At 41.1% G+C, this 23,401-nt stretch carries 19 protein-coding genes and 1 other annotated feature (1 of these 20 running past the window's edge); of the genes, 1 reads left to right on the top strand and 18 read right to left on the bottom strand.

From position 1 onward, the window contains the following. The 4 genes from gmk to AC59HZ_RS07185 all read right to left on the bottom strand — a co-directional run bounded on the left by gmk (window position 1) and on the right by AC59HZ_RS07185 (window position 4,607). On the bottom strand, window positions 1-615 hold the full coding sequence (gmk, locus tag AC59HZ_RS07200) for a guanylate kinase (RefSeq protein WP_496545148.1): 615 nt from the start codon (window positions 613-615) through the stop codon (window positions 1-3). 11 nt (window positions 616-626) lie between these two features. Continuing rightward, window positions 627-890, bottom strand: coding sequence for an extracellular matrix/biofilm regulator RemA (gene remA / locus AC59HZ_RS07195; protein ID WP_223588583.1), 264 nt, complete (start codon window positions 888-890; stop codon window positions 627-629). Window positions 891-950: 60 nt separating this feature from the next. Then, complete coding sequence (locus AC59HZ_RS07190) at window positions 951-1,826, bottom strand: YicC/YloC family endoribonuclease (RefSeq protein ID WP_496545147.1); 876 nt, start codon at window positions 1,824-1,826, stop codon at window positions 951-953. A gap of 102 nt (window positions 1,827-1,928) precedes the next feature. Further along, a complete protein-coding gene (locus tag AC59HZ_RS07185) occupies window positions 1,929-4,607 on the bottom strand; it encodes a calcium-translocating P-type ATPase, SERCA-type (RefSeq protein WP_496545146.1) in 2,679 nt (892 codons plus the stop codon). A gap of 161 nt (window positions 4,608-4,768) precedes the next feature. On the opposite strand from AC59HZ_RS07185, the gene AC59HZ_RS07180 reads away from it, so the two are divergent. Further along, a complete protein-coding gene (locus AC59HZ_RS07180; RefSeq protein ID WP_496545145.1) occupies window positions 4,769-6,481 on the top strand; it encodes an Rqc2 family fibronectin-binding protein in 1,713 nt (570 codons plus the stop codon). Window positions 6,482-6,616: 135 nt separating this feature from the next. Here the strand turns inward: AC59HZ_RS07180 and pyrE are convergent, their stop codons facing one another. From pyrE to ileS, 14 genes are all read right to left on the bottom strand, one after another. After that, window positions 6,617-7,249: an orotate phosphoribosyltransferase gene (gene pyrE / locus AC59HZ_RS07175; RefSeq protein WP_496545144.1), complete on the bottom strand. Its 633-nt coding sequence runs from the start codon at window positions 7,247-7,249 to the stop codon at window positions 6,617-6,619. Next, window positions 7,246-7,962 (bottom strand): orotidine-5'-phosphate decarboxylase, encoded by a 717-nt coding sequence (pyrF, locus tag AC59HZ_RS07170; protein WP_496545143.1) that lies wholly within the window; start codon window positions 7,960-7,962, stop codon window positions 7,246-7,248. The genes pyrE and pyrF overlap by 4 nt, the downstream gene beginning before the upstream one ends. Then, window positions 7,934-8,875, bottom strand: coding sequence for a dihydroorotate dehydrogenase (locus tag AC59HZ_RS07165; RefSeq protein ID WP_496545142.1), 942 nt, complete (start codon window positions 8,873-8,875; stop codon window positions 7,934-7,936). The genes pyrF and AC59HZ_RS07165 overlap by 29 nt, the downstream gene beginning before the upstream one ends. Further along, window positions 8,872-9,645: a dihydroorotate dehydrogenase electron transfer subunit gene (locus AC59HZ_RS07160; RefSeq protein ID WP_496545141.1), complete on the bottom strand. Its 774-nt coding sequence runs from the start codon at window positions 9,643-9,645 to the stop codon at window positions 8,872-8,874. The genes AC59HZ_RS07165 and AC59HZ_RS07160 overlap by 4 nt, the downstream gene beginning before the upstream one ends. Then, window positions 9,642-12,848 carry a carbamoyl-phosphate synthase large subunit gene (gene carB, locus AC59HZ_RS07155; protein ID WP_496545140.1) on the bottom strand — a complete coding sequence of 1,069 codons (3,207 nt, stop codon included), beginning with the start codon at window positions 12,846-12,848 and terminating at the stop codon, window positions 9,642-9,644. Before carB ends, AC59HZ_RS07160 begins: the two co-directional genes overlap by 4 nt. Beyond that, on the bottom strand, window positions 12,827-13,933 hold the full coding sequence (locus AC59HZ_RS07150; protein WP_496545139.1) for a carbamoyl phosphate synthase small subunit: 1,107 nt from the start codon (window positions 13,931-13,933) through the stop codon (window positions 12,827-12,829). The genes carB and AC59HZ_RS07150 overlap by 22 nt, the downstream gene beginning before the upstream one ends. Next, the gene (gene pyrC / locus AC59HZ_RS07145) at window positions 13,930-15,216 is read right to left on the bottom strand and encodes a dihydroorotase (RefSeq protein ID WP_496545138.1); all 1,287 of its coding nucleotides are present in this window, start codon (window positions 15,214-15,216) and stop codon (window positions 13,930-13,932) included. Before pyrC ends, AC59HZ_RS07150 begins: the two co-directional genes overlap by 4 nt. Then, the gene (locus tag AC59HZ_RS07140) at window positions 15,176-16,120 is read right to left on the bottom strand and encodes an aspartate carbamoyltransferase catalytic subunit (RefSeq protein ID WP_496545137.1); all 945 of its coding nucleotides are present in this window, start codon (window positions 16,118-16,120) and stop codon (window positions 15,176-15,178) included. The genes pyrC and AC59HZ_RS07140 overlap by 41 nt, the downstream gene beginning before the upstream one ends. Before the next feature lie 148 nt (window positions 16,121-16,268). Then, a complete protein-coding gene (locus AC59HZ_RS07135) occupies window positions 16,269-17,579 on the bottom strand; it encodes a solute carrier family 23 protein (protein ID WP_496545136.1) in 1,311 nt (436 codons plus the stop codon). Between the two features lie 157 nt (window positions 17,580-17,736). After that, on the bottom strand, window positions 17,737-18,279 hold the full coding sequence (pyrR, locus tag AC59HZ_RS07130; protein ID WP_430068896.1) for a bifunctional pyr operon transcriptional regulator/uracil phosphoribosyltransferase PyrR: 543 nt from the start codon (window positions 18,277-18,279) through the stop codon (window positions 17,737-17,739). A 181-nt stretch (window positions 18,280-18,460) separates the two neighbouring features. Then, window positions 18,461-19,372, bottom strand: a complete 912-nt coding sequence (locus AC59HZ_RS07125; RefSeq protein ID WP_496545135.1) for an RluA family pseudouridine synthase — start codon at window positions 19,370-19,372, stop codon at window positions 18,461-18,463. Continuing rightward, window positions 19,344-19,835, bottom strand: coding sequence for a signal peptidase II (lspA, locus tag AC59HZ_RS07120; RefSeq protein ID WP_430068902.1), 492 nt, complete (start codon window positions 19,833-19,835; stop codon window positions 19,344-19,346). Before lspA ends, AC59HZ_RS07125 begins: the two co-directional genes overlap by 29 nt. A gap of 86 nt (window positions 19,836-19,921) precedes the next feature. Continuing rightward, the gene (locus tag AC59HZ_RS07115) at window positions 19,922-20,206 is read right to left on the bottom strand and encodes a hypothetical protein (protein WP_496545134.1); all 285 of its coding nucleotides are present in this window, start codon (window positions 20,204-20,206) and stop codon (window positions 19,922-19,924) included. A 139-nt stretch (window positions 20,207-20,345) separates the two neighbouring features. After that, the gene (ileS, locus tag AC59HZ_RS07110) at window positions 20,346-23,117 is read right to left on the bottom strand and encodes an isoleucine--tRNA ligase (RefSeq protein WP_496545133.1); all 2,772 of its coding nucleotides are present in this window, start codon (window positions 23,115-23,117) and stop codon (window positions 20,346-20,348) included. Window positions 23,118-23,188: 71 nt separating this feature from the next. After that, window positions 23,189-23,401, bottom strand: a binding site (T-box leader) (it continues 29 nt past the right edge of the window).

Raw genomic sequence — 23,401 nt, 5'->3', positions numbered from 1 at the left:
TTATTCAACCTCCAGTAATTTTTTATAGCGATGTTCGACTCGTTCTCTGCGGCAATGTTCGGCTATGACAATAGCTTTAACCCGTTCACAGGCAAGTTCAACTTGATCATTTTCAACAACATAATCGTATAATTCCATCATTTCAATTTCTTCTCGGGCAGACAGCATTCTATTTTGAATAATGTCTTCCGTTTCTGTTCCTCTTGTCACAATCCGGTTTTTTAACTCCGACAAGCTTGGGGGCATCAAGAAGATGAATAACCCTTCTGGAAATTTTTCGCGGACTTGCCTAGCCCCTTTAACTTCTATTTCCAAAAATACATCTTTTCCGGCATCCAAGGTTTCACGAACATAATCAACAGGAGTGCCATAATAATTTCCAACAAATTCAGCGTACTCCAATAGCTTTCCTTGATCAATTAAAGTTTCAAACTCTTCTCTTGATTTAAAAAAATAATCTACCCCATCGATTTCACCAGTGCGCGGCTTTCGGGTGGTCATCGAAATAGAATACTCAAACGCCGTATCCGGATGGGAAAAAATCTCTTTGCGAACCGTTCCTTTACCAACACCGGATGGCCCTGAAAGCACGATCAATAATCCTTTTTCCTTCATTAGCAAAAATCCTACCCTTCCTCAATTGATTCATCACGATCCGTTAAGCGATGTGCAACCGTTTCTGGCTGTACGGCAGATAAAATGACATGGTCACTATCCATTACAATCACTGCACGGGTACGTCTTCCGTATGTTGCGTCTATCAAAGATCCCCGATCCCTGGCATCTTGAATGATTCTTTTTATAGGAGCAGATTCCGGGCTTACAATGGATATAATTCGATTTGCCGAAACGATATTTCCAAATCCAATATTAATTAACTTAATCGACATGGTAATCATCCAATCATCAATAATATATTTTGGCCGTGTCATACTGTTTCTAAACAAGGCCTATTCGATATTTTGAACCTGCTCTTTTAACTTCTCGAGTAAGCTTTTCATTTCAACAACCATTTTGGCAATATTTGAATCATTTGCCTTCGATCCAATTGTATTTGCTTCTCTGTTCATTTCCTGAACAAGAAAATCCAGTTTTCTGCCGATGGGTTCCTGGTCGGTTATGGCTTGTAAAAATTGCTGGATATGACTTTTTAATCTTGTGATTTCCTCATTAATGTCAGCCTTATCAGCAAAAACAGCAACCTCCGTTAAAATCCTCGTTTCATCTAATTGTCCATTCACGAACTCCGCCATTCTTTTTGTTAAGCGCTCTTTAAACGACTGAACAACAAGCGGTGCAAATTTCTGAATTTCAAAAACAATTGATTCTAGTTGGGAAAGGATAGCAATTAAATCTTTTTTTATTTCTTCCCCTTCTGAAGTCCGCATTTGTTTAAGCAAAATTACGGCTTCCTCCGTTGCGGCAAGGACTAAATTTTCTAATTCCTCATTCCCAGCTTCACTTTCTTCAATATGTATAAGATCTGAACGATTTAGCAAATCCTGAAGTGTTACAGTACCTTCGATTCCATATTTTCCATTTGCTTCCTTGATAAATTGATAATATTCTTCAATTAGGTTCCAATCAACATGGAGTTTCCTGGTTACAGCCCCCTCGCCCTCTAAGCTTACATAAACTTCTACTCTTCCACGGCGAATTTGCTGATTGAGCCTCTTCTTGATTTTATCTTCTATTTTTAAAAGCTGTCTTGGCATGCGAATATTCATTTCACAAAAGCGATGATTTACCGTTTTTACCTCAACGTTCACTGAGAAAGAACCTGAATCTGCCTTCCCTCTTCCAAAGCCTGTCATACTTATTACCATCAGTTGCACATCCAATCTTTGAAAAAATGATCGGTTTTATAAACTATAATAAACACAAAAGGTAATAGAGGGATTCTATTACCTTTTGGATTATAACATACTTTATTTTGTTTTTCTTAACAAAAATGATCCAGCTAGTAAAAAAGTTGGTATTGAAGATAACCCGACAATCAGCAGCCAGTCTTTTGCTGCGATCGGCAGCGTATGGAAAATCGGCTGCAATGGCGGATAGTAAATTACCACAAACATGAGAGCTAGAGAAGAAATGACTGCCCACACTAAATATTTATTTCCAAACGGGTTTCTTGATAGTACTGATTTTTCACTGCGGCAATCAAAAACATGGATTAACTGTGCCATGACAAGTGTAGCAAAAGCCACCGTTTGTGCATATTTCAATTGGCTTGGATCATTATGATAAACAACGATAAAGGCAAGTAAGGTCACAAGACCAATCAGAAATCCACGTGAAACAACCTTCCATCCTAACCCGCGGGAAAAGACCCCTTCATTTGGGCTCCGCGGCCTCCGCTTCATCACATTTTCTTCCGGGCGGTCAAGGCCAAGGGCCATGGCTGGCAATCCATCAGTCACCAAATTTACCCAAAGAATTTGAATAGGTACTAACGGCAAAGGCAGTGCTAAGATCATCGCAAACAGCATGACCAATATTTCACCGACATTGGAGGCAAGCAAATAGCGGACAAACTTTCGTATATTCTCGTAGATATTTCGTCCTTCTTTAATGGCTGCTTTAATTGTAGCAAAATTATCATCCAATAAGACAAGGGCCGAAGCTTCTTTCGCTACATCAGTCCCGGTAATCCCCATGGCCACACCAATATCGGCTGCTTTGATAGCAGGCGCATCGTTTACCCCGTCACCTGTCATTGCAACAATATGCCCTCTATTTTGCAAGGCTTTTACAATTTTCAATTTATGTTCTGGTGAAACCCTGGCAAAGACCGATACATCCTCGACGACGTTCTCGAGCTCCTCAACGGACATATCAGACAATGCTTTTCCTTCAAGAACCTTACTTTTCTTCGTAAGGATTCCTAGCTGTGAAGCAATCGCTTTTGCTGTGATAACATGGTCACCGGTTATCATCACCGTTTTTATTCCAGCTTCTTTACATTCTTTTACGGCTGCTTTAACCTCAGGTCTTGGCGGATCGATCATTCCCTGAACACCGATAAAAGTTAATTTTTTCTCTGCTTCCTTTTCACTTAAGATAAGTGTATTGGCTGAAACGGGTTTAAAGGCAATGGCGATTGTCCGCAGTGCCTGAGAGGCAAGTCCATTAATGGCGTCTTGGACCTTTACTTGCGTCTCCTTGTTTAAGTATTGAGTCCGCTCATCCCAAAGAATGGATTCACTAATTCCTAAAATGACATCAGGTGCTCCTTTCGTGACGATGAAATGCCGTCCCTGTTTGTCCTTTACGTGAATACTCATCATTTTTCTGGCCGAATCAAACGGAAATTCATTAATGATAGTAAATTCATCTAATAGCTTCTTTCTTGCAAAGCCTGCTTTCATTGCACTAACGAGCAATGCTCCTTCAGTTGGATCCCCGTCAAGAATATAATCATCATCCTTCATTACTAAATCCGAATGATTGCAGAGCATCCCGAAAATCAGCATTTGCTGCAAAGCTCGCTCATCTTTTGGGTGTACGGTTCTATCATTACGATAAAAATTCCCTTGCGGCTTGTAGCCCACTCCATCTACTGTCCAGGTATTTCCCCCGCTCCATAAGTGGGTAACCGTCATTTTGTTTTGCGTCATGGTTCCCGTTTTATCGGAACAAATAACCGAAGCACAGCCAAGTGTTTCGACCGCAGGCAGCTTCCTGACAATGGCATTTTTCTTTATCATTTTTTGTACACCAAGAGATAAGGCTACCGTCACAATAGCAGGCAATCCTTCCGGTATAGCCGCAACTGCCAAGGATACTCCAGCTAAAAACATCGTGTAAAGGTCATGTCCCTGAATTACACCGACCGCCACTACAAGCACGGTCAAAGCTAGGGCGACTGTTATTAATATTTTTCCAAGCTGCTCCAATCGGCGCTGGAGTGGTGTTTCTTGTGATTCCGCATTCTGCAGTAAATTAGCAATTTGCCCCATTGCCGTTTTCATTCCTGTTGCAATGACAACCCCGATGCCGCTTCCCCTGGTAATCATCGTTCCCATAAAGGCAATATTCTCCATATCCCCAATACCCGGGTTAGGATTCGTTAAACCCTCTATATGCTTGGAAACAGGCACTGACTCACCAGTAAGTGCTGATTCTTCAATTTCTAAACTTTTTGATTCAATGATTCGTACGTCAGCGCCAATCCGGTCACCGCTTGAGAACTTTAAAATATCTCCGCTGACAATTTCTTTCGAAGGTAATTTAATCCACTGGCCCTCTCTGAGGACCGAAACCTGAGGCGCGGATAATTCCTTTAATGCATCTAGCGATTTTTCCGCCCGCCTTTCTTGGAAAAATCCAAGAAACCCATTTATGATCACGATTGCTATAATGGCAATTGCATCAATATATTCACCTAACAATCCGGAAATCAGGGTCGCTGCAAGCAGCACTAAAACCATAAAATCTTTAAATTGACTAAAAAATAAGAGTAAAGCCGATTGCTTTTCTCCTTCGTCCAATTCGTTTAGTCCATACTCTGTGATTCTCCTTTTGGCTTCTTCCTTTGATAACCCAGTTGAAAAGTCGGTTTCTAAGGCCTTTTCTACTTGTTTTATCTCCATCTCATGGAACTTCATCCGACCATCTCACTTCCCCCTTGTATAACATGTCTAAAGAAATCTTATTCAGGGTCGTCCAAAAAAATGCTATGATTAACATTCTTGCAAGGGGAAAATAAGACAGTTTTTATTGAAGTAGGATATAATTAAACATATGTTTGAAGAAAAGGATGTTTTCCATGTCATTTGATGGTCTATTTACGAAAGCAATGGTCGATGAACTTTCCCGTTCTTTAAAGGGCGGTCGAATAAATAAAGTTCACCAGCCTTATAAAAATGAAGTCATTTTAACAATTAGGGCAAACGGGGTAAATCAAAAGTTGTTATTATCAGCCCATCCCAGCTATGCCAGGGTGCAGTTAACGAATGAAGCATACGAAAATCCTAGTGAACCGCCAATGTTTTGTATGCTGCTGCGAAAGCATATTGAGGGCTATATATTGGAGGATATATATCAAGTTGAAAATGACCGGATGATTATTTTTGAAATTAAAGGAAGAAATGAAATCGGCGATATCAGCTACAAGCAGCTCATTATTGAAATTATGGGCAGACATAGCAATATCGTATTAGTAGATAAAACGCGCAATATTATTCTTGATAGTATCAAGCATATTAGTTTTGCCGTTAACAGTCATAGAGCGATTATGCCGGGCCAGCCATATATTTTCCCGCCTGAACAAAATAAATCTAATCCTTTTTTTATTTCTGAAGCAGATGTTTTAAAGAGAATTGATTTTAATAGCGGGAAACTGGATCGTCAGTTGGTCGAGCATTTTGCCGGCACTTCTCCGCTGTTTGCAAAGGAAGTCATTTTTCAAAGCGGGCTCGCGAATCGAACGACCGTTCCACGGACTTTTGTTGAATTGGTTACGAAAATCAAGCAAGGCGAGCTATCTCCTTCAATCATGTCATCGGGTGGCAAGGAAGCTTTTTATTTATTTCCGCTTGAGCATTTAAAAGGAGAGGTAAAAAGCTTTGAGAACCTCAGTGAAATGCTGGACCGTTATTATTTTGGCAAGGCTGAACGTGATCGGGTAAAGCAGCAAGGAAATGATATTGAACGGTTCATTTTGAATGAAAAAGAAAAAAATGAAAAGAAAATAGACAAGTTGGAGAATACCCTAAAGGAAGCGGAAAAGGCAGAGCAATTTCAGCGTTATGGTGAGCTGTTAACGGCTAATCTTTATGCCGCAAAAAAAGGTATGAAGGAAATAGAGGTTCTCAATTATTACGATGAATTGGGTGGAACGATCGCCATCCCCCTTGATCCGCGGAAAACTCCATCAGAAAATGCGCAAAAATATTTTTCTAAATACCAAAAAGCTAAAAATTCTGTTGCCGTTGTGATGGAGCAAATTGAGAAGGCGCAGCTTGAGGTGGAATATTTTGATAATTTATTGCAACAGGTAGTGTCTGCGTCGCCGAAGGATATTCAAGAAATTCGTGAGGAGCTTGTCGAGGGCGCCTATATCCGCGAACGTCAAAAAAGGAATGGGAAAAAGATTCAAAACGTCAAACCAGTCCTGGACCACTTTATATCCACTGATGGGACCGATATTATCGTCGGAAAAAACAATAAACAGAATGATTATTTAACCAATAAACTTGCAGCGAGAGATGAGATTTGGCTACACACGAAGGATATTCCTGGTTCACACGTGGTCATACGAAGTAAGGAGCCATCGGAGGAAACCATTCTTGAAGCCGCCAATTTAGCTGCTTACTTTAGCAAGGCGCGGAATTCCAGCTCGGTCCCTGTTGACTTTACAAAGGTTCGACACGTTAAAAAACCGAGTGGTGCCAAGCCTGGGTTTGTGATTTATGACAATCAGCAGACTGTTTATGTTACTCCGGATGAGGAACTCGTGCTTAAATTGAAGAAAAATTAGTAAAGCCCCGGGGGTTCCGGGGCTTTTTTAGGTATTCTACAAATTTTGGGATGTTATCTACAAATTCCAAGACTTATTCTACAGATATTAATAATTTATCTACAATTCATAAAAAAAATTGGAAACTATTCTATTTTATTCCCACTTCTTGCTCCATTCACCTGGATCCTTGCTCCAAGAAAGCAGACTCTCTTCATCATTTTGACTAATATACCCTTTTTCAATAGCTGACTCCACCAACGCAGCAAAATTAGTTAATGAAAAACTCGTAATTCCTTCCTGCTCAAAAGCCTCTTTGCCTTTATCCAATCCATATGTAAAGATGGATACGACGCCTAGTACTTCACAGCCAGCTTCTCTTAATGCCTGAACGGCAGTAATTACGCTTCCGCCAGTTGAAATTAAATCTTCGACCACCACTACCTTTTGGCCTTGCTCTACTTTACCTTCAATCTGATTTCCTTTGCCGTGCCCTTTGGCTTTTGAGCGGACATAGCACATAGGCAAATCCATTAACTCACTCACCCAGGCCGCATGAGGAATACCGGCCGTGGCAGTCCCGGCAATTACATCCACTGGACCAAAGTGTTCAACGATTAGCTTTTGTAAGCCGCTGGCAATTTCCCGCCGAACAGCAGGAAACGATAAAGTTAAGCGATTATCACAATAAATCGGAGAACGAAGACCAGAGGTCCACGTAAACGGATTTTGTGGTCTTAACGCAACCGCGCGTATTTCTAATAATTTTTCAGCAATTAAGTGTTTCATTGATGTTCTCCTCTCCAAGCTTTCATCCAATCAATATAGCTTTTCAACGGGTCAGCGGACCTTGTTATCGAACGGCCAACCACTATCGAACTGACACCTGTAATTCTCGCAAAGGCAGGGGTAGCAACCCGTTTTTGATCCCCTATACTATCTGCCTCCATTCGAATTCCAGGCGTTACAGTTAAAAAGTCAGATCCTAATTGTTCTCGAATCGCATGAGCCTCCCAGGCTGAACACACGACACCATCTAAACCAGCAGTTTTTGTTAACGAAGCATAATGAAGTACGGACTCATTTAAGGATACAGGAATCAGCTGTTCCTTGTTCATTTGCTCTTCAGATGTACTTGTAAGCTGCGTAACAGCGATACATTTAGGACGGTTCCGGCCAGCACCAGTTCCAGCCTCTAATCCTTCAAGAGCTGCCTCCATCATTTCTTTCCCGCCAGCCGCGTGAACATTAACAAGATCACATTCCAGTCTCGCAAGCCCCTTCATGGCACTCTTCACGGTGTTTGGAATATCGTGAAGCTTTAAATCAAGAAAAATCTGATGCCCCTGCTCTTTTAACATATGGATGATAGAAGGACCTTCCTGGTAAAATATCTCCATACCGACTTTTACAAAAAGCTGCTCACCTGAAAATGGCTGTAAAAAACGGCTTACTTCTGCTCCGTCAGCAAAATCAAGCGCGATGATTAGCGAGTTGTTCATGCTGCTTCCAGCTCCTTCCTGTGCATTCGCTGATATGCTCAATACCTAATTTTTCTAATAATATCGGCAATTCTTTAATAATCGTCGGACAAACAAAAGGATCCACAAAATTAGCTGTTCCCACGGCTACTGCACTAGCCCCTGCATAAAAGAATTCAATCACATCTTCTGCCGACTGAATACCGCCCATTCCGATGATCGGAATATTTACTGCTTGACTGACTTCATAAATCATCCGGATGGCAACCGGTTTAATCGCAGGGCCGGATAATCCGCCCGTTCGGTTGGCCAGTATCGGTTTCCCTGTTTTTAAATCAAGGCGCATGCCAACGAGGGTGTTTATCATCGTCAAGCCATCAGCGCCGCCCTCTTCAACAGCCTTTGCCATTTCAACAATATTCGTTACATTCGGCGACAATTTCACATAAACAGGAACCTCAGATACTTCTTTAACCTTCCGGGTAAGTTGTTTTGCTACCTCTGGAATCGTTCCAAAGGCGATACCGCCGGTTTTAACGTTTGGACAAGAGATGTTAAGCTCAAGTGCATGTACGTTTGGAGCTTTAGATATTTCTTTTGCAACTTGTACATAATCTTCTTCTAAAGATCCAGCAACATTCGCAATAATCGGTACATCATATTGGGAAAGCCATGGAAGTTCCTCGGACATGACTTTGTGTAAGCCAGGATTTTGCAAGCCGATGGCATTTAACATTCCAGCACGCGTCTCCGCTACACGCGGTGTAGGATTGCCAAACCTAGGCTCTACGGTTGTTGCCTTAATCATAATCGCCCCAAGCTCACTCAAATCATAAAATTGACTATACTCTCTGCCAAATCCGAAACAACCGGAAGCAGGCATGATTGGATTCTTTAAATTCAAGCCCGGTAAAGAAACTGTTAAACGGCTCATATCAGCACCTCCCCAGCACGGAAAACAGGCCCATCGCTGCAAACTTTTTTATAAGAAACTCCTGATGGATCATTTGCACTTTTACACACACAAGCAAAGCATGCACCCACACCACAGCCCATCCGTTCCTCTAATGATAAAAATACTTTTTTGTCCTTATATGTTTGTTCGATTGCTTTTAGCATCGGAGTGGGGCCGCACGTATAAATACAATCAAAACTTAAGTCCTTCATAACATCCGTAACAAAACCTTTTTTTCCATAAGATCCGTCTACTGTTGTAACATAGGTCTCCCCATTTTTCATGAATTCTTTTTCATAAAAAACAGCAGACTTTGTTTGAAAGCCAAGCACATGGATGACCTTGACACCTTTAGCCGTCAATTGATTGGAAAGTTCATAGAGCGGCGGTACACCGATTCCCCCGCCGACGAGGAGAGCCGTATCACCGGTTCTCACTTCCTCAACAGGAAACCCATTTCCTAATGGACCAAGAATATCTACTTCCATACCTTCACCCATTTTTGCAAGCAGGGAAGTTCCCTGCCCCTCTTTTCGGTAAATCATCGTAAATTCTTCGTTCGATTTATCATAAGAAGAAATGCTAATCGGCCTTCTTAGAAGGGGGTCCCAGGAATTTGAGACCCGAAGATGAACGAATTGTCCTGGTGCTTGTATGTCATGGGTGAAGCTTGCTTTTACAGTAAGCTCAAATATATCTTCTGCAATTTCGTGTTGCGCGACTATTTTGCACAATTCTTTGCGTATCATGCAAAAACCGCCTCCTTTTCCGGAGCTTTCATCGCTTCAGCAGAAAAGTTCATCGATTCAATTACTTTGAGAATTGCATCTGCCGTATCCAAGGAAGTTAAACATGGCACCCCATTTTCAACGGCTTCACGGCGAATTCGGAATCCATCACTTTCCGGCTGTTTGCCTTTTGTTAAGGTATTGATGATAAACTGAGCCTCGCCACCATGGATGACATCTAATAAGGTAGTACCCTCTGAGCCGATTTTACCGACTACTTTTACCGAAAGGCCAGCAGCTTCTAAGACAGATGCTGTTCCGCCCGTCGCCATTAATCGGTATCCGATGGCGGCAAACCTTTTCGCAAGCTTTAAGCTTTCAGCTTTATCCTTATCAGCAACCGTGAATAACACTGTTCCAAACTTGTGAATGTTCATTCCTGATGCAACTAAGCCTTTATATAACGCTTTTTCAAGGGTGATATCCTTACCCATTACTTCACCAGTCGATTTCATTTCAGGTCCAAGGCTGATATCGACACTTTTCAGTTTGGCAAAGGAGAACACCGGAACTTTAACAAACACGCCATCCTTTTCAGGAACTATGCCAGCGCTGTACCCTTGATCCAGTATAGACACTCCCAAAATAGCTTTTGTCGCAATTTTTGCCATAGGAACATTGGTTATTTTGCTTAAAAATGGAACGGTTCTGCTTGAACGCGGATTTACTTCAAGAACATATACTTGATTCTCAGATATGACGTATTGAATGTTTAATAGTCCGACAATATTTAAGCCAATCGCTAATTTCTCTGTGTATTCTACTAACTTTTGTTTAACTTCTGCTGATAAGGTTTGCGGCGGATAAACTGCAATTGAATCCCCTGAGTGAACTCCTGCGCGTTCAATATGTTCCATAATTCCTGGAATTAACACATTCTTGCCATCACAAATCGCATCTACTTCAATTTCTTTACCTGTTAGGTATCGATCGATTAAGACTGGATGCTCAGGATTGATTTTCACGGCGTTTTCCATATAACGGAGCAGTTCATTTTCTTCGTAGACAATTTCCATTGCCCGGCCGCCTAACACATAGGAAGGACGAATCAGAACTGGATAGCCGATTTCCTCTGCAATCAAACGGGCTTCCTCAACAGATAAAGCCGTTTTACCAAGCGGCTGAGGAATATTTAATTTCTGCAGGGCATATTCAAATTTATCTCTATCCTCTGCGCGGTCTAAATCCTCAAGGCTGGTTCCTAAAATTTTTACGCCATTTTCAGCTAGCTTTCCAGCTAGATTAATCGCAGTCTGACCGCCAAATTGCACGACCACTCCGATTGGCTTTTCCAGGTCAATGATAGCCATTACATCCTCGATGGTCAGCGGTTCAAAATAAAGCTTATCAGAGATACTGAAATCCGTTGAAACGGTTTCTGGATTATTGTTGATAATAATCGCTTCATATCCAGCTTCTTTAATCGCTTTGACAGAGTGAACAGTTGCATAATCAAACTCAATCCCCTGACCGATGCGGATTGGACCAGAACCTAGGACAACCACACTTTGTCTGTCGGTAACGATTGACTCATTTTCTTCCTCATATGTTCCATAGTAATATGGCGTTTCTGATTCAAATTCAGCTGCGCACGTATCAACCATTTTATAAACTGGAATAATTTGATTGTTTTTTCGATAGGTGTAAAGTTCGGTCTCCGTCATTCCCCATAGCTCTGCAATCTTTTGATCCGTAAATCCCTTTTGCTTTGCTTCTAATAAGATTTCAGCGTTTAAGGGATTTTCTAATAAAATTTCTTCTAGTTTAATTATTCCTTCTAGCTTTTTAAGGAAAAATAAATCTATTTTACTCCATTCGTGAATCGTCTCAATCGAGGTTCCCCTTTTTAAGCTTTCGGCAATGTAGAAGAGTCTCTCGTCTCCAGCTTTACGAATTCGCTTCTCGACAAGCTCATCCGCGAATTCTTCCGCTCCATTCAGCTCAAAGTGATGGACACCTGCCTCAAGTGAGCGGATTGCTTTTAATAATGACTCTTCAAAATTTCGGCCAATCGCCATAACCTCGCCCGTTGCTTTCATTTGGGTGCCGAGTGAGCGATTTCCGGATTCAAATTTATCAAATGGCCATCTCGGTATTTTTGTCACAATATAATCAAGGGCTGGTTCAAAGCTTGCGTAAGTTTTTCCGGTAACAGGGTTCTTCATTTCATCAAGTGTAAGTCCAACGGCAATCTTTGCTGCAAGCTTCGCAATCGGATAGCCTGTTGCCTTTGATGCAAGTGCAGATGAACGGCTTACGCGCGGATTCACTTCGATAATGTAATAATTAAAGCTATATGGATCAAGAGCAAGCTGGACATTACAGCCGCCTTCAATTTTTAATGCACGAATAATTTTTAAAGATACATTTCTTAACATCTGGTACTCTCGATCGCTCAATGTTTGACTTGGTGCTACAACAATGGAGTCACCGGTATGAACTCCAACAGGATCAATGTTTTCCATATTACATACAACAATCGCACTATCATTAGCATCGCGCATGACTTCATATTCAATTTCCTTGAAACCGGCAATACTTTTCTCTAGCAAACATTGGTGAACCGGACTATTCTTTAAACCGCTCGTCACGATTTCTTCTAGTTCTTCTTGATTGTGGCATATACCGCCGCCCGTTCCTCCAAGGGTAAAGGCTGGACGGACAATTACCGGGAACCCAACCTTTTCTACAAAGGTTTTTGCTTCCTCTAATTCATGAATGATTTCACTGTCAGGTACAGGCTCCCCTAATTCATTCATTAAATCGCGGAATAATTCCCGGTCCTCAGCTTGATTGATTGCTGAAAGCTTTGTTCCAAGAATTTCAACTCCACACTCTGCCAAAACGCCGGAATTCGCTAATTCCACAGCTAAGTTAAGTCCTGTTTGCCCGCCTAGAGTGGCTAATAGGGCATCAGGACGTTCTTTTCGGATGATTTTGCTGACAAACTCCAGTGTCAAAGGCTCAATGTAAACGGCATCGGCCATTTCTGTGTCCGTCATAATGGTTGCTGGATTTGAATTGATCAGAATAACACGGTAGCCTTCTTCTTTCAAAGCCATACATGCTTGTGCCCCCGCATAGTCGAACTCTGCTGCCTGGCCAATGACGATTGGTCCTGAACCGATTACTAAAATGGAGTTTATATCTGTACGTTTTGGCATGCTGCTGTTACCTCCTGTTTTTCCGATTCAATCATGTTTAGAAACTGCTCAAATAATCCGTTTGCATCCTCTGGTCCAGGGGATGCCTCTGGGTGATATTGCACTGTAAATGCTGGATAATCTAAATGCTTCAAGCCTTCAATCGTATCATCATTTAATGCAATATGAGTTACCGCAAGCCTAGTATTTTCAATTGATTTACGATCAACCGTATACCCGTGGTTTTGGGAGGTTATCGACACTTTCCCAGTTGAAAGTTCTTTTACAGGATGATTGGAACCACGGTGGCCGAACTTCATTTTGACGGTATCGGCACCGCAGGCAAGAGCAAATAGTTGATGACCAAGGCAGATTCCGAAAAGCGGAACTTTTCCAAGCACCTCTTTAATCATATGAATGCCTTCTGGAACATCTTTCGGATCTCCAGGTCCATTTGAAAGCATGATTCCATCAGGACGCAGCTGGAGAATTTCCTCAGCGGTTGTATGGTAAGGGACGACGACAACATCACAGCCGCGGATATTTAACTCCCTTAAAATACCGTGTTTCATCCCAAAATCAACAAGGACAATTCTTTTGCCTCTTCCTGGGCTCGGATAAGCATTTTTAGTGGAAACTCTCCTTACATGATCTATAGGGAGCCGCGTTTGTCTTAATTTCCTCAACACTTCATCCGCATCATTTTCAATACTGCAAATTGCTCCTTTTAATGTTCCTGTCTTTCGGATAATCCGCGCTAATTTACGTGTATCGATTCCGGCAATGCCAGGGATTTTTTTCATTTTAAAGTACTCGTCGATGGTAAATTCACTTCTCCAGTTTGAAGGGAAATCTGCAGCTTCTTTGACAATGAATCCTTTTACCGCTGGATTAATCGATTCGAAATCATCGCGGTTAATCCCGTAATTTCCGATTAAAGGATAGGTTAACATGACAATTTGTCCACAGTAGGATGGGTCGGAAAGAATTTCTTGATAACCAGTCATACCTGTGTTAAAAACCACTTCACCAATGGTGTCCATATGGCTTCCAAAACCTTCTCCGATAAAAATCGTTCCATCTTCTAAAATTAGCTGTGCTTTCATGCTGTTACACATCCTTTTTCCCAAACTATATTTCCTGCTGCGATCGTTAACTCTGGCCAGCCTTTACATTTCCAGCCGCCAAATGGAGTGTTTTTCCCTTTGGATAAAAACTCATCAGGATTTATTTTACGTTCTTCATTTAAGTTTAATAACACGATATCTGCCGGCGCCCCTACCTCAATTTTCCCAAATGGCAGTGCAAAGCTTTCTGCCGGCTTTTGCGTCATATAGCCAATAAGCTGCTCAAGTGAGATGATATTTTTTAGCACCAAGTTTGTATAGAGGAGTGGGAAGGCTGTTTCTAAGCCGACAATTCCAAAAGGTGCTAATTCCATGCCTTCACTTTTTTCTTCCTGTGTATGTGGTGCATGATCGGTTGCAATAAAATCAAGTGTTCCATCTAAAAGCCCTTCAAGTAAGGCCAACTTGTCTTCTGCATCCCTTAATGGAGGGTTCATTTTATAATTGGCATCAAGCCCTGGAATATCATCTTGAGTTAATAATAAGTGGTGCGGCGTCACTTCCGCCGTTACCTTAATACCTGCTCGTTTTGCATCTCTAATTACGCGTACTGATTCTTTCGTACTGACATGGCAGACATGGTAATGACAGCCTGCTGCCTCAGCGAGCAGTACGTCTCTTGCAATTTGTACAGACTCACAAATGGAAGGAATGCCGTTTAATCCATTTCTTTTCGAAAAGCTGCCTTCGTGTACACAGCCTTTGTTGATAAGTGAATTTTCTTCACAGTGGGCAACAATCGCCATGTTTAGATCTGCTGCTTTTTGCATGGCTTCAAGCATCATACTGGCCGTTTGGACCCCTACGCCGTCATCGGTAAAGGCAAAAGCACCAGCGTTTTTTAGTCCCTCGAAGTCCGTTAGTTCCTGTCCTAGCAATCTAGTTGTGATTGAGGCATATGGTAAAACTCTAACCTTTGCCGTTTCTTGAATTCGCCTTTGCACGTCCGCCATAATTTCTACATTGTCAGGGACAGGTCGAGTATTTGGCATGGCTGCAACCGTAGTGAAACCGCCTTTTGCTGCAGCAAGCGTTCCGGTTGCGATGGTTTCCTTTTTCTCGCCGCCTGGCTCACGAAGATGAACATGCAGGTCGATAAATCCAGGTGATACAAAGAGACCTGCTGCATCCACTTTACGATTCACGGATTCTTCAATCTTTTCCTCGATTTTCGTAATAATCCCATTTTCTATTAAAATATCAGATTGTTTATTTTCGCCATTAGATGCTGTGTAATTGGCGTTCTGAATAAGTATTTTCATTAGTATAGCCTCCCTTTATGCTTTCGATTGATCTTTTTAAAACCGCCATTCTGACATAAACACCGTTTTCCATCTGCTTAAAAATTCTTGAACGCTCACATTCGATCAGACTGTCAGCAATCTCTACGTTTCTGTTTACCGGTGCGGGATGCATAATAATGCTTTGTGGTTTCATTTTCTTTTCCCGCTCAAGTGTAAGGCCAAATTTTTGATGATATTCAGAGGAAGTATAGCTTCCCTTTTTCTGGTGACGTTCATGCTGGACACGTAGAAGCATAACAACATCAGACTCCTGAATTGCCTGATCAATCGGAATATATCTTGTTGCATGGAGGCTATGATTATCAAACCATTCTTCTGGACCCGAGAATACAACTTCTGCTCCTAACCTTGTTAAGGTGTCAGCATTTGAACGCGCCACCCTGCTATGCCGAATGTCACCGATGATGGCTATTTTTAATCCTGTAAAACGTCCATATTCTTGATAGATGGTTAGCAGATCCAAAAGGGATTGTGTTGGGTGGTGGCCGCAGCCATCTCCGCCATTGATAATCGGTATATTCACTTTTCCAACAAGTTCGTCAAAATAACGATCCTGGCCATGTCGGATGACAATGGTATTTACACCGATGGATTCAAGCGTTTTTACTGTATCGTATAAGGTTTCTCCCTTTTGAACACTTGAGGTTTGCACTTCAAATGGGATGACACTTAATCCTAACTTTCTTTCAGCCAACTCAAAGCTGCATTTCGTTCTTGTGCTATTTTCAAAAAATAAGTTGGCTGAAAATAATTGTCCGTTCGGGCGCCATTCCATGCCATCAGCAAACCGCTGTGCATCGTTTAAGATTTGATAAATCTCTTCCACTTTTAATTCGTTCGTGGTAAGTAAATGATTTAGCAACTCGTTCCCCACCTTTTCCTATTTTTTGCAAAAAACACCCTGACCAAATGATCAGGGTGTATTAAATCCACACTTTATCCCGCCAAAAGCGGTTCAAGTGATAACACCCTTATAAGCCTCTCTGGACTTCTTTTAAAAGGTTTATTTATTATGCAATTTTCTTCGTTTCATTCGTCTTTTCAACTTCAAACATATTTTCATCGGCTTCTTGTCTTCCAGGAAGGATTAGATTTAACAACACCCCAATGATGGCGGCTAAAGCCATACCTTGAATTTGGATATTAAATGGCAGTTTAACGATTGCTCCACCGATTCCAATTACCAAAATGACCGACGAGATGACTAAGTTGCGTTTATCACCAAAATCGATTTTACTGTCAACTAACATTCTTAAGCCTGATGAAGCGATGATTCCAAACAATAGGATTGAAACTCCCCCCATGACCGGTGTTGGTATAGTTTGGATTAATGCTGTTACTTTCCCAATAAATCCGAAGATGATGGCAAGTACAGCGGCGCCAGCGATGACATACACACTGTAAACCCGCGTGATGGCCAAGACACCGATATTTTCACCATAGGTTGTTTTTGGCGGGCCGCCAATTAGAGCTGAGATCATTGTTGCGGTTCCATCCCCTAGAATCGAACGGTGTAAACCAGGTTCTTTAATGTAGTCACGGCCTACAACTTTGCTTAATACCAGCTGGTGGCCAATATGCTCAGATAGAGTAACAACTGCAACTGGAATCATTAATGCGGCTAAATCCCATGTGAATTTCACTTTGTAGCTTACAAATGGAATAATGAATTCCGGCATTTCAAACCAATTTGCTTTCAATACTGGACTGAAATCAACAATCCCGACCGTTAATGCGTATAGATAACCAACTACTATTCCACCTAAGATAGGAATGATACTTAAGATTTTTTTTGCGTAGATGGAGAAGATTATCGTTGCTGCTAAGGTAACAAGCGCTACCGAGAAATGAAGCATGCTGTATTTTCCAGCTGGATTATTCATTCCCATACCTACAGCAGTTGATGATAAAGCTAAACCGATGACTATAATTACAGGACCTACAACAATCGGAGGCAATAAATTCATTACCCAACGGTGTCCTGCTTTACTTATTACGAGTGCAACTATTCCATAAAGAAGACCTGCTAAAAATGTTCCAACCATCGCTGCACCAGGGCCGCCTGTTTCATTTAGTAATTTAATTGGAATAATATAGGCAAAGGATGAACCCAGGTATGCAGGAACTTTTCCTTTTGTTATTAATAAAAACGCAAGGGTTCCAAGTCCACTAGATATTAGCGCTATCGCCGGGCTTAAACCAACCAAATATGGTACAAGGATAGTTGCTCCAAACATTGAGAACAAATGTTGAATACTTAAAGTCAGCCACTGGGATGGTTTCGGAACATCTTTTACATCTAAGATTGGTTTATTGTTCATCTGGATTTCCCCCGTTTTTCTTTATTCTGTGATATTTCTTAATAAAAAACCCTCTAAGTCCATGGCAAGACAAAGAGGGTATGGAAAAGCCGTAAAATAATCCCGGCCTTTTCCCCTTTGTCAGCCTCACAGGACTGCATTTAAAAGGGCAAGCTATTTATTTGTCATATATGCTGACTTGATCAATCTGGTCCACTTCAACAAGCTCAACTACGATTTTTTCATCACTTGATGTTGGAATGTTTTTTCCAACATAATCGGCGCGAATCGGAAGTTCCCGATGGCCCCGGTCCACTAATACAGCAAGCTGGATGGTTGCTGGCCGCCCTATGTCCATTAAGGCATCAAGTCCTGAGCGGACCGTACGTCCTGTATATAAAACATCATCAACTAGAATGACTTTTTTATCACTTATGCTAACTGGAATATCCGATCCTTTAACAAGCGGCTCTTGATTTTCCGTTTTCTTCGATAAATCGTCTCGATATAAAGTGATATCAATTTCCCCAACAGGTATTGGGCTTCCCTCGATTTCCTCGATTCTTGAAGCAAGGCGCTGGGCTATATAGATGCCTCTTGTACGGATACCAACAAGAATACACTCTTCAATACCTTTATTTTTTTCAATAATTTGATGGGCAATCCTTGTTAATGCACGGCCAATTGCCTGCTCATCAAGAACAAGAGCTTTTTGGTTCATATGACACCTGCTTTTTATAAAATAAAAACCTCTCACCGATTTGGCGAGAGGTAAACGAGTCATTTCAACTAATAAGGGTATAGAATTCCCCTTAGTAGTTATCCGTTCCTTCTCAGCCTCACGGGACTGAATTTAAAGGCTTATTAAACTATAGTCATCTTACAATAATACTAATATAATGTCAACGATTATTTCCAAGCTGGTCAAGCAGCCTTTCGAAATCTTCAGGAAGGGGTGCTTCAAACTCTAAATATTCGTTTGTTCTCGGATGAGTAAAGCCAAGCACTCCGGCATGCAGTGCCTGTCCCTCAATATCAAGCGTTTTTTTCGGTCCATACTTAGGGTCCCCTGCAAGCGGGTAGCCGATATATTTCATATGAACTCGAATTTGGTGGGTTCTCCCCGTTTCTAATTGACACTCAACAAAGGTAAAATCTTTAAAGCGCTCGATCACATGAAAATGCGTAACCGCATGTTTCCCATTATCAACCACTGCCATACTTTGTCTGTCCTTAGTATCTCTTCCCAGCGGGGCATCAATCGTTCCAAAATCATGTGGAATAACACCATGTACAATTGCTTTATATTTACGAGTAACTGTTTTCTCAACTAATTGATTAACTAGGCTTTCATGAGCCATATCGTTTTTTGCGACCATTAATAGTCCGGAAGTATCTTTATCAATCCGGTGAACAATCCCCGGTCTTAACACTCCATTAATACCGGATAAATCTTTACAATGAGCCATTAAACCATTCACCAATGTCCCAGTCATATGTCCCGGGGCTGGGTGAACAACCATACCTCTAGGCTTGTTTACCACTAGAACATCTTTATCTTCGTAATAAATTTCCATGTTCAGTTCTTCTGGAATAACATCCAGCTCTTCAGGTTCAGGAATGGTGATTTCAATTTCATCCTTCAGACCGCATTTATAATTTGTTTTCACTATTTGTCCGTTCACTAAGACATTTCCATCTTTAATCCATTGCTGGACTTGTGTTCTTGACCATTCATCATTTAGACTCGCGATGACTTTGTCAATTCGATCCCCTTTTTGATTTTCAAGAATGGTGTGTTCCATTTTCTCCATAAGACTTCTCCTTCGATTCCTTCTCTTCTCGAAGCATTTGAATCATTAATAAAATTACTCCTATTACTAATGCTGAATCTGCAATATTGAAGACAGGAAAATTATAACTAAAAATATAAGTATGGATAAAATCGACAACTTCTTTTCGAATTAATCGATCAATAAAGTTACCGATAGCTCCACCAAGCATAAAAGCAAGTGAAACTCCCAATAGCCATTTACCCTTAGCTGCTTTGTAAAGATAGTACATAATGCCGGCAATAACAAGAAGGGTTATTACATAAAAGAGCCACATTTGACCTTGCAAAATCCCCCATGCCGCTCCGCGATTGCGGTGGGATGTAATATACAAAATATTATCAATGATTGGAATGCTTTCTCCTAAGTACATGTTTTTTACAATTAACCATTTCGTAAACTGGTCTAAAATAATTACAAAAAAAGCGATTAAGTAATAAAACACTAAGATCCCCCACATTTCGCCTAGACTTATCCTTAGCATTTTAGCATACTTAATCGTAAAACGACAATGTAACATCATAAAAATGACTAATGAATTGTTTTTTTACAAAATATCTCTAATAACTCTGAATCTTTTACTGTCTTTAAAGTAGGAATCATTTTTAACAAATCTTCCGGTATAAATTCCCCTGAAATTTCACATTGACCAAAATTTCCATCCTTTAGCTTCTGAATTGCACAATTAATGTCAGCCAATTCTTGTTCAAAAATGTTGGTTAACCAATTTTTTTTCTGTTTGCTTTTTAATGAATTTTCAATTTCATCTTTCGTTTGACGGAGTTCCAAAAACAGCTGTTCCTGCATTGCATTCATAGTTGTTACCTCCGTTTGGTCATTTGTTATATTATTTCCGCAAGCATTTTTCTGACACGGACAAACATTTGTCACAAACAACAACAATTAACGGAGAAGGAAAATATTAAAAGCCCCGTTTCCACGGGGCTTCATGATTTTATGCTAAATGGGAATAGTTTTCTTTAACAACTTGTGCACAGCGAGGGCAAAGTGTTTTATGCTCTTGGTCTTGTCCTACTTCCGGTGTTACCACCCAGCAGCGTTCACAGGTTTCACCTTCTGCCTTGGTGACGACAATAGAAGCTGATTCTAATTTCAGCGCATTTTCAGGTGCCTGATCGTATGCACCTGCAACTTCAAAGCCTGAAACAATAAATAATTGCTGCAGATTTTCTTCAATCGAATCTAGAAGGGCTTTTGTATTATCATTAACGTACAAGGTCACCTTAGCCGTTAACGATTTACCAATAACCTTTTCATTTCGAGCTTCTTCTAATGCCTTTAAAACATCATCACGCAGCTTCATAAATGCCGTCCATTTTTCTTCTAAGCCCTTCGCCCCTGGAAGATCCACATATTCCGGTAAATCTGTTAATTGAACACTTTCCTCCTGAACTGCCGGAATGAATTTCCATACTTCATCTGCTGTATGAGAAAGGATAGGAGAAACCAGTTTTGAAAGCGCAAGCAAGGATTCATATAAAACAGTTTGAATCGCTCTGCGATCTTGATGGTCAGCAGCCTCAATGTAAAGAACGTCCTTTGCAAAATCTAAATAGAAAGCACTTAAATCAAGGGTACAGAAATTATTAACTGCATGGTAAATCCCAGCAAACTCATAATTTTCATAAGCCTTATGAACATATTTGATGAGTTTATTTAATTTTACAAGCATGAATTGATCAACTTCACGCAAGTTTTCATAAGCAACTTTATTCACTGCTGGATCAAAATCTGCTAAGTTTCCTAATAGGAAACGGAAAGTATTACGGATTTTTCGGTAAACTTCAGCAACCTGCTTCAAAATTGCATCGGAGACCCGAACATCTGATTGATAATCAACAGAAGCAACCCATAGGCGAAGAATATCAGCACCTAATTGATTCATAACCTTTGCTGGCACGACAACATTACCTAATGATTTACTCATTTTTCTGCCATCACCATCTAGTGCAAACCCATGGCTTAATACCCCTTTATATGGAGCCTTTCCGGTCACAGCTACAGCTGTTGATAAGGAAGAGTTAAACCAGCCGCGATATTGGTCAGATCCTTCTAAATACAAATCAGCCGGACGAACTAAATCTTCCCGCTCAAGTAGAACGGCTTGGTGGGAAGAACCCGAATCAAACCAAACATCCATGATATCCGTTTCTTTTGTGAAGGTTCCATTTGGACTTCCTGGATGAGTAAAGCCCGCTGGAAGTAAATCTTTTGCCTCACGCTCAAACCAGATGTTTGATCCATTTTCACGGAAAAGGTTAGAAACATGATCAATTGTTTCATCAGTGATAATCTCCATACCATTTTCTGCATAGAAAACAGGAATTGGAACACCCCAAACGCGCTGGCGGGAAATACACCAGTCACCACGGTCACGCACCATATTAAATAGTCGTGTTTCACCCCAAGCTGGAACCCACTTTGTTTCCTTTACCGCTTCTAAAAGTTCATTGCGGAAGTCTTTAATAGAAGCAAACCATTGAGCAGTAGCACGGAAAATAACCGGCTTTTTTGTTCTCCAATCATGCGGGTAGGAGTGGGTAATAAAAGTTAGCTTTAATAATGCCCCTGCTTCCTCCAGAGCCTGACCAATTGGCTTATTGGCCTCTTCGTAAAATACACCTTCAAATCCAGGAGCTTCGTTGGTCATATAGCCCTTGTCGTCAACTGGACAAAGCACATCTAAACCGTACTTTTGACCAACACGGAAATCATCTTCCCCATGGCCCGGTGCAGTATGAACGCAGCCAGTACCAGCATCAGTTGTAACATGTTCCCCTAACATGACCAAAGAATCACGGCCATATAACGGATGAGAGGCAACAATATTTTCTAACTCCATTCCTTTGACCTTTTGGACTGTAGTGACATTTTCCCAGCCAATTTCTTTTGAAACAGCCTCCAAAAGGGCTTCAGCCACTAAATACTTGTTCCCATTAGTTGACACTACTACATAGGTTAGGTCCGGATGAACGGAGATTCCAAGGTTTGCAGGAATGGTCCAAGGAGTTGTTGTCCAGATCACAATTTGTGTATCAGTATCAATGACGCCTTTTCCATCTTTGACTTTAAAACCAACATAGATGGAAGGGGAACGCTTATCCTTGTACTCAATTTCTGCTTCCGCTAAGGCCGATTCACTTGATGGAGACCAATAAACAGGCTTAAGACCTTTATAGATATAGCCCTTTTTCGCCATTTCTCCGAATACCTTGATTTGCTGGGCTTCGTATTCCGGCTTAAGCGTAATATATGGATTCTCCCAGTCTCCACGAACACCTAGACGTTTAAATTGTGTCCGCTGATTATCAATTTGTTCTAGGGCATAAGTAGTACATAACTGGCGGAATTCAGCTACGGTCATTTCTTTACGCTTAACACCTTTATTGGTTAATGCCTGCTCAATCGGCAGTCCATGTGTATCCCATCCAGGTACATACGGAGCTTGATAGCCGCTCATTGATTTATAACGAACAATCATATCTTTTAAGATTTTATTAAGAGCATGCCCCATATGGATATCACCATTTGCATATGGAGGTCCATCATGCAAGACGAACATTGGCCGCCCCTTAGTGCGCTCCTGGACTTTTTGATAAATATTCATCTCTTCCCATTTTGCCTGGATATCCGGCTCTCTTTGTGGAAGATTGCCCCGCATCGGAAATTCCGTTTGCGGCATCAATAACGTATCTTTATATTCCATTTTCTTTTCCTCCTGATACTTTCATAAAAACAGAATAGCCAAATGACCAATAAAAAAACCCTCTCATCCCAAATAGGGACGAGAAGGTTTGATTCCCGCGGTACCACCCTGATAAATAGAACGAGTATATTCGTTCTATCCTCTTTAGATTCGTAACGTGAATAACACGCCAAGATCTACTTTTCCATTAGAAGTTCGACCTTAGGACTCGAGGGTGATTTTCCAATTTTCCTGCTCTACCGGGCTTTCACCATCCCCGACTCGCTTAAAACAGCCTCATGAAA

It is taken from the genome of Neobacillus sp. DZ-9, from assembly GCF_059587065.1.
This window is presented reverse-complemented; position numbering and strand designations above follow the sequence as displayed.

Bases quoted from the DNA above. Each gene is read 5' to 3' on its own strand.
- gmk (WP_496545148.1), bottom strand. From the start codon at position 615: ATGAAGGAAAAAGGATTATTGATCGTGCTTTCAGGGCCATCCGGTGTT.
- remA (WP_223588583.1), bottom strand. From the start codon at position 890: ATGTCGATTAAGTTAATTAATATTGGATTTGGAAATATCGTTTCGGCA.
- AC59HZ_RS07190 (WP_496545147.1), bottom strand. From the start codon at position 1,826: ATGGTAATAAGTATGACAGGCTTTGGAAGAGGGAAGGCAGATTCAGGT.
- AC59HZ_RS07185 (WP_496545146.1), bottom strand. From the start codon at position 4,607: ATGAAGTTCCATGAGATGGAGATAAAACAAGTAGAAAAGGCCTTAGAA.
- AC59HZ_RS07180 (WP_496545145.1), top strand. From the start codon at position 4,769: ATGTCATTTGATGGTCTATTTACGAAAGCAATGGTCGATGAACTTTCC.
- pyrE (WP_496545144.1), bottom strand. From the start codon at position 7,249: ATGAAACACTTAATTGCTGAAAAATTATTAGAAATACGCGCGGTTGCG.
- pyrF (WP_496545143.1), bottom strand. From the start codon at position 7,962: ATGAACAACTCGCTAATCATCGCGCTTGATTTTGCTGACGGAGCAGAA.
- AC59HZ_RS07165 (WP_496545142.1), bottom strand. From the start codon at position 8,875: ATGAGCCGTTTAACAGTTTCTTTACCGGGCTTGAATTTAAAGAATCCA.
- AC59HZ_RS07160 (WP_496545141.1), bottom strand. From the start codon at position 9,645: ATGATACGCAAAGAATTGTGCAAAATAGTCGCGCAACACGAAATTGCA.
- carB (WP_496545140.1), bottom strand. From the start codon at position 12,848: ATGCCAAAACGTACAGATATAAACTCCATTTTAGTAATCGGTTCAGGA.
- AC59HZ_RS07150 (WP_496545139.1), bottom strand. From the start codon at position 13,933: ATGAAAGCACAGCTAATTTTAGAAGATGGAACGATTTTTATCGGAGAA.
- pyrC (WP_496545138.1), bottom strand. From the start codon at position 15,216: ATGAAAATACTTATTCAGAACGCCAATTACACAGCATCTAATGGCGAA.
- AC59HZ_RS07135 (WP_496545136.1), bottom strand. From the start codon at position 17,579: ATGAACAATAAACCAATCTTAGATGTAAAAGATGTTCCGAAACCATCC.
- pyrR (WP_430068896.1), bottom strand. From the start codon at position 18,279: ATGAACCAAAAAGCTCTTGTTCTTGATGAGCAGGCAATTGGCCGTGCA.
- AC59HZ_RS07125 (WP_496545135.1), bottom strand. From the start codon at position 19,372: ATGGAGAAAATGGAACACACCATTCTTGAAAATCAAAAAGGGGATCGA.
- AC59HZ_RS07115 (WP_496545134.1), bottom strand. From the start codon at position 20,206: ATGAATGCAATGCAGGAACAGCTGTTTTTGGAACTCCGTCAAACGAAA.
- ileS (WP_496545133.1), bottom strand. From the start codon at position 23,117: ATGGAATATAAAGATACGTTATTGATGCCGCAAACGGAATTTCCGATG.